Source organism: Wolbachia pipientis (assembly GCF_023661085.1).
Classification (GTDB): Bacteria; Pseudomonadota; Alphaproteobacteria; order Rickettsiales; family Anaplasmataceae; genus Wolbachia.
This window is the reverse complement of sequence record NZ_JAHDJT010000102.1, coordinates 1-5,206: the sequence shown is the minus strand read 5'-3', so window position 1 is coordinate 5,206 and position 5,206 is coordinate 1. Positions and strand designations below refer to the sequence as shown.

Sequence of the window (5,206 nt, the reverse complement as noted above, 5' to 3'; positions counted from 1 at the left end):
GAGCTAAATAGATTCAACTGGTCAGAAAAGGAGTTCATAGCATATGAACAAGAGATAAAGTGTATTCGTGATGAGAAAGCTGTCCTCGCTCAAAAACTTGATGATGCTAGAGACGAAGGCAGACAAGAAGGCATCTAAATCGGCGAAGAAAGAGACAGACAGGAAGGCATCCAAATCGGCCATGAAAAAGGTAGAAAAGAAAGAAAAATTGAAGTTGCTAAAAACCTACTTAAAGCAGGAGTTTCTATTGATATCATAGCTCAAACTACTGGTCTTCTTAAAGCTGAAATTGCACAACTTAAAGGAGAAGTTACGAGTTAATTTCAAATCGCTTAGCCGAGCAGATACTGATATTTTGTAGTACATATAAATAATTAGCCACTGACCGGGGCTTTTTTTTCTTACTTAGTAAATTTCTTAATGTTTATAGCTAGTTGCAATTTATGAACAAACATTTGTTTTTACAACAATTCCATTAGCTTTACACCTTGCACAGCATAATCCAGGTACCTGTTTCACCAACTGTTCCTTACGCACTTCTTGGCATACAAAAAAACACCACCTTCCGCATAAGCAATCAGTATGTCTCTTACAGATTCACTCAAACTTAATTAAGTAGGAGTATTATTGATGCGAAAAGGGTTTTACTAGAAGTTTAAGCGGTATGGTGCATGAGGAAGACATAAACCAATTAGTAGAAAGTGGATTTGATATTAACTCAAAAGATGCAAATGGAATCACTCTTTTGCATAAATTTACAAAAGAAGGCGATGCAGCTAGAGTAAGATCATTGCTAGAGCATGCGGCGGATTTTAATGTTGTAGACAGCGAAAATAGAAATCCACTGCATTATGCTGTTATGCATGGACACAAAAAGATCGCTAAACTTCTTGTCAACCAGCTGACAATTAATTCCAAAGATAAAAATGGATTTACTCCGCTGCACCTTGCTGCGCTACAAGATGATACTGAATTAATAGGTTTTTTGATCGCGAAAGGCACAAAAATTAATGAAAGAGATGCTAAAGAAGGCTACACTCCTCTTCACATAGCTTCACTATACTGTTCCAAAAAAAGCGTCCAAACTTTAGTTGATAGTGGAGCCAATCTTGAATGCAAAGATAATAATTTACACACTCCTTTATTTCTGGCCATTTATCAATGCACCGCACATTATGAGAGTAGAGTAGAAATTATAGAATATCTGATAAAGAAAGAGGCGAACATAGAAGCAAAAGACGCGGAGAATAATACTACGCTCTTCCTAGCAGCATATAACAATAAAATGCAAATAGTGAAGCTTATTGTAAAAAAACAGCAAGCAAAAGCTAACTTTAAAGAATTTATCTGCACAAAAAACAACCATGGTTTTGATGCATTGGATTGCGCTGTTGAGCATAACAATAGGAAAATGGTAACATTTCTTGTTTCAAAGGGGATAGACGCAAATGACCAAGATTTCAATGGTAATGCCCGGTTACATAAAGCCAGCTATAATGGTAACACTAAAGCAGTTAGGCTCTTATTGGAGCTTAAAGTAAATGTGAATGCTGTCACTAAATGTAATAGAACTCCTCTGCTGCTAGCAGTTAAAAAAGGTCATACAAAGATTGTGAAAATGTTACTGGAAGCTAAAGCCAATATGAATATCTGTGAGCAACAGGGTTATACACCTCTGCATCTTGCTGTCCAAAGGGATTATTTTGATATAGCCCAGCTGTTAATAGAGAAAGGAGGAAACCTTAGCATTAAGTGCAAAGACGGTTACACTGCAATAGACATGTTTATCAACAAAGCTAATGGCAGAGCAGACATCAACGAAAACTACAAGAAATTTTGTAGATTTTTAATACTTTACCTGAAAGAGTTACACAGTAAATACAAAGCTTCTTGCATATTTTCAACCCTGGCTTTAAGCTTAACAATTCTAGGATTACCATTTATTTTTAAGCCTATAATCAAATATAGAGAAAGAAATAGAATTTATAAAAAAACTAAGGCCATGCTGGAAAACTTACTTTATATTTAAGTGTAGCTTTGCCATCAATCCTGATTTTTAAGTTGTGCTAGCGCGCTGCGGCCACTTAGGGAGTCAAGGTTTTTAACCTGGCTGGCTAATATAAAAGAGTTGTTTTTCAGGTGCCTATCCATGAGTTTTGCAAGTCTCTTTGGATTACTCAAATAACTCCACTCTGCTTGTAAAACTTTTATGTCACTTTGCGCTAAACTAATTTCTCGTTTTATTTTTTTTAGTTCTTCATTTAATGACTGAACATGTAGTTTTACTTTAAATAGTCCTGTAATACTAAAAAAAAACATAACTATTGAGATAATACAGAAAGTTCTCATGATAACCTCTGTATAGCTCTTAGTTTTGCTGAGCGCGCACGTGGATTCGCATTTATTTCTTCTGCACTCGCTTTGATCACTTTTTTATTCAGAAGAGAGAAGGCCTTACAATCGTTAGATCTTTGCTCACATAGATTTTTAAAAAAAGTTTTGACTATACGATCTTCCAAAGAATGAAAGGTGATGACAATTAGTTTGCCATTCTTATTTAAAATTTCAGATGCAGCTTTAATGCCCTTTTCAAGTTCTCCAAGCTCATCGTTTACCCATATTCTAATTGCCTGAAATGTCCTAGTTGCAGGATCAATTTTGCTTTTTCCACGAAATATCACGGAACGTACAATATCCGCGAGTTCAAATGTGGTTTTGATAGGTCTTTTCTTCCGCGTGTTTACTATCGCCCTCGCGATTTTGCGGGAATAATGTTCTCCTCCGTAGTTGTATATAGTATTGGCAATTTCTTCTTCGCGCAGAGCGTTAACAAACGTTGAAGCGTTGATTTGGGAAGAGCCATCCATACGCATATCGAGCGGACCATCATGTAAAAATGAGAATCCTCTATTTCCTTCATCAAGCTGCATAGACGATACTCCAACATCAAATATAACTCCGTCCACGCCTTCAGTAATTCTGTCTGGTGTCATTCCATCGCATTTTTTTTTTCGAATTCCAGTGTCAGCTATTTGGATTCTGTTCAGTATGCTTTTAATATTACTAAACTTCTCAATAAATAACTTTACTCTATTAGGATATCTAACGCTCAAATCATCATAAAATTTAACAACCGTTTCATCTCTATCAATTGCACACACTTTGCAGTCAGCTGATTCCAATATTGCTTTGCTATATCCTCCAGCTCCAAACGTAGCATCCACATACACACCACCATTTTGTGGTGAAAGTTGCAATAGCATCTCTTTTAACAAAACTGGAATATGTGTCATAGTGTTCTATCAAAAGGCTTTGTGTATACAGATAAAAATAGTTTCCTCACTAAAACATGGTGAAATATATGATATAAAAATACTCGATATAGTCAATGATATAAAAATATTAAGATTTAATGAGATATCATTATTAATATAATATTCACATAATGCTCACATTTTCTTATCATATTTGAAAAAACAAGTAATATCACTATTATGTCAAGTAAACTGCAGAAGATTTTATGCAACAAATAACAAAAGTAATATTTTCAAGTTTAATTTGTAACACCTTATTGTGGTATGACCATATGCTTTTTGGTCACCTAATCAGTATAATCGGCGGTGTGTTTTTTCCATCAGATGATCAATTGGTTAGCATACTGAAGGCTTTTGGAGTGTTTGCAGTGGGTTTCCTGATGAGACCAATCGGTGCTGCCATATTTGGCCATATTGGTGATAAATATGGAAGAAGGATTGCTCTACTGCTCTCCATTGTATTAATGACTCTGTCAACTGTACTCATTGCCTTTGTTCCGGGGTATCAAAACATTGGAATACTCGCATCAATACTGGTGATATGTTTAAGGTTATTGCAAGGTATATCTCTTGGAGGAGAAGCAGGAAATGCCCCATTTTTAATAGAGCATGCTCCTAAGGACAAGAAAGGATTCTTTGGCAGCATCGAGGTACTCAGTGCAATTCTTGGTTCAATATTAAGTCTTATAGCAGTGCTCATATGCAAAAAAGTATCCGATTTTGAATCTTGGGGATGGAGATTACCTTTTGTTTTCAGTTTAATGATGGAGTTAATCAGTATATATACAAGATATATACTTGATGAGAGCCCAGAGTACAAAAAGCAGAAAAATCCACCTAAATTACCATTAAAAGAGTTGTTAAACAACTATAAAAAACCTTTTCTGATATCGGTAGGGGTCGACATAGTCGAAAATTCATCTCTTTATATATATTTAGTATTTTTCAATGTGCTTACATCAAAAGTAAATACTCATTTTAACCACATGGTGGAAATACTGAGTCAAATTGCGCTCGGAGGATTGACTATATTGTTTGCAATACTTTCTGACAAGATAGGAAGAGAAAAAGTCATGAAATTTGCATTTATGACTTTCATAGTAGTAAGTTATCCAGTTTTTTTTATGATACTAAGTGGTGATAACTTGCTAACCATAGCGGCACACGTTCTTTTTATAATCCCAATAGCTGCATCACTTGGTCCTGTTAGTGCACTTATGTGCGAATTATTTCCAACAAAGGTGCGGTATAGTGGATTTAGTTTATCAAGAAATATAGCTGCTGGATTTTTTGGCGGCCTTGCACCATTTATATGCACAACAATCATTAAGATTACAGGACAAGAAACTTCAGCAAGCTTTTACATGATTTTCTGTGCGTTAATTGGACTAGTTGCCATATTGCAGATTAAGGATTAGATGCTTTTTACCAGGAAAGGGGCTACTTTCATGACACCGCCATAAAGAAACCAATGTTAGCTACTTGGATAACACCCTAACAATCTTTGCCTTTTTTCTGCTTAGTTTAGGTTATACAAAAAGTTGTGATTTGGTATTAGAATTTTGGTTGACTCGTCATACACATACACCATTGCTATATGCAACGGTGTATGTGTACTACAATTGCTAGAACTTTCACCTAAAGGTGGTAACCATAACTAGCACACTTTAGTGCACTAACTTCTTCCAAAACGCTAAATGGCTCAACCTGTTTCCCTCTTTTCTCTTCAACAAAACTTTTAGCTCTACCAACGATTCTTTCTATACGTGGTTGCTCTTTTAGTGTTTCATAGTGTCTTAAGGAAGACTCACAATTTTTATCATCCATGTATACCATTATTGTACCAAAATTTAATGCGTTGTTTTCAGGTTCATGAGCTTTTTTAGAGAATA

At 35.4% G+C, this 5,206-nt stretch carries 4 protein-coding genes and 2 pseudogenes; 3 read left to right on the top strand and 3 right to left on the bottom strand.

From position 1 onward, the window contains the following. Nucleotides 1-321 (top strand): annotated as a pseudogene (locus DM84_RS04840) (Rpn family recombination-promoting nuclease/putative transposase); the annotation flags it as partial. A 343-nt stretch (nucleotides 322-664) separates the two neighbouring features. Continuing rightward, nucleotides 665-2,029: an ankyrin repeat domain-containing protein gene (locus DM84_RS04835; RefSeq protein WP_250778766.1), complete on the top strand. Its 1,365-nt coding sequence runs from the start codon at nucleotides 665-667 to the stop codon at nucleotides 2,027-2,029. Nucleotides 2,030-2,043: 14 nt separating this feature from the next. Here DM84_RS04835 and ftsL read toward each other — a convergent pair whose 3' ends face one another. Beyond that, complete coding sequence (ftsL, locus tag DM84_RS04830; protein WP_250778763.1) at nucleotides 2,044-2,349, bottom strand: cell division protein FtsL; 306 nt, start codon at nucleotides 2,347-2,349, stop codon at nucleotides 2,044-2,046. Then, nucleotides 2,346-3,293 (bottom strand): 16S rRNA (cytosine(1402)-N(4))-methyltransferase RsmH, encoded by a 948-nt coding sequence (rsmH, locus tag DM84_RS04825; RefSeq protein WP_250778761.1) that lies wholly within the window; start codon nucleotides 3,291-3,293, stop codon nucleotides 2,346-2,348. The genes ftsL and rsmH overlap by 4 nt, the downstream gene beginning before the upstream one ends. A gap of 227 nt (nucleotides 3,294-3,520) precedes the next feature. Here rsmH and DM84_RS04820 point away from each other — a divergent pair, with 227 nt between their 5' ends. Next, nucleotides 3,521-4,732, top strand: coding sequence for an MFS transporter (locus tag DM84_RS04820; RefSeq protein WP_250778759.1), 1,212 nt, complete (start codon nucleotides 3,521-3,523; stop codon nucleotides 4,730-4,732). 220 nt (nucleotides 4,733-4,952) lie between these two features. Here DM84_RS04820 and DM84_RS04815 read toward each other — a convergent pair. Then, nucleotides 4,953-5,206: pseudogene (locus tag DM84_RS04815) on the bottom strand (hypothetical protein); the annotation flags it as partial.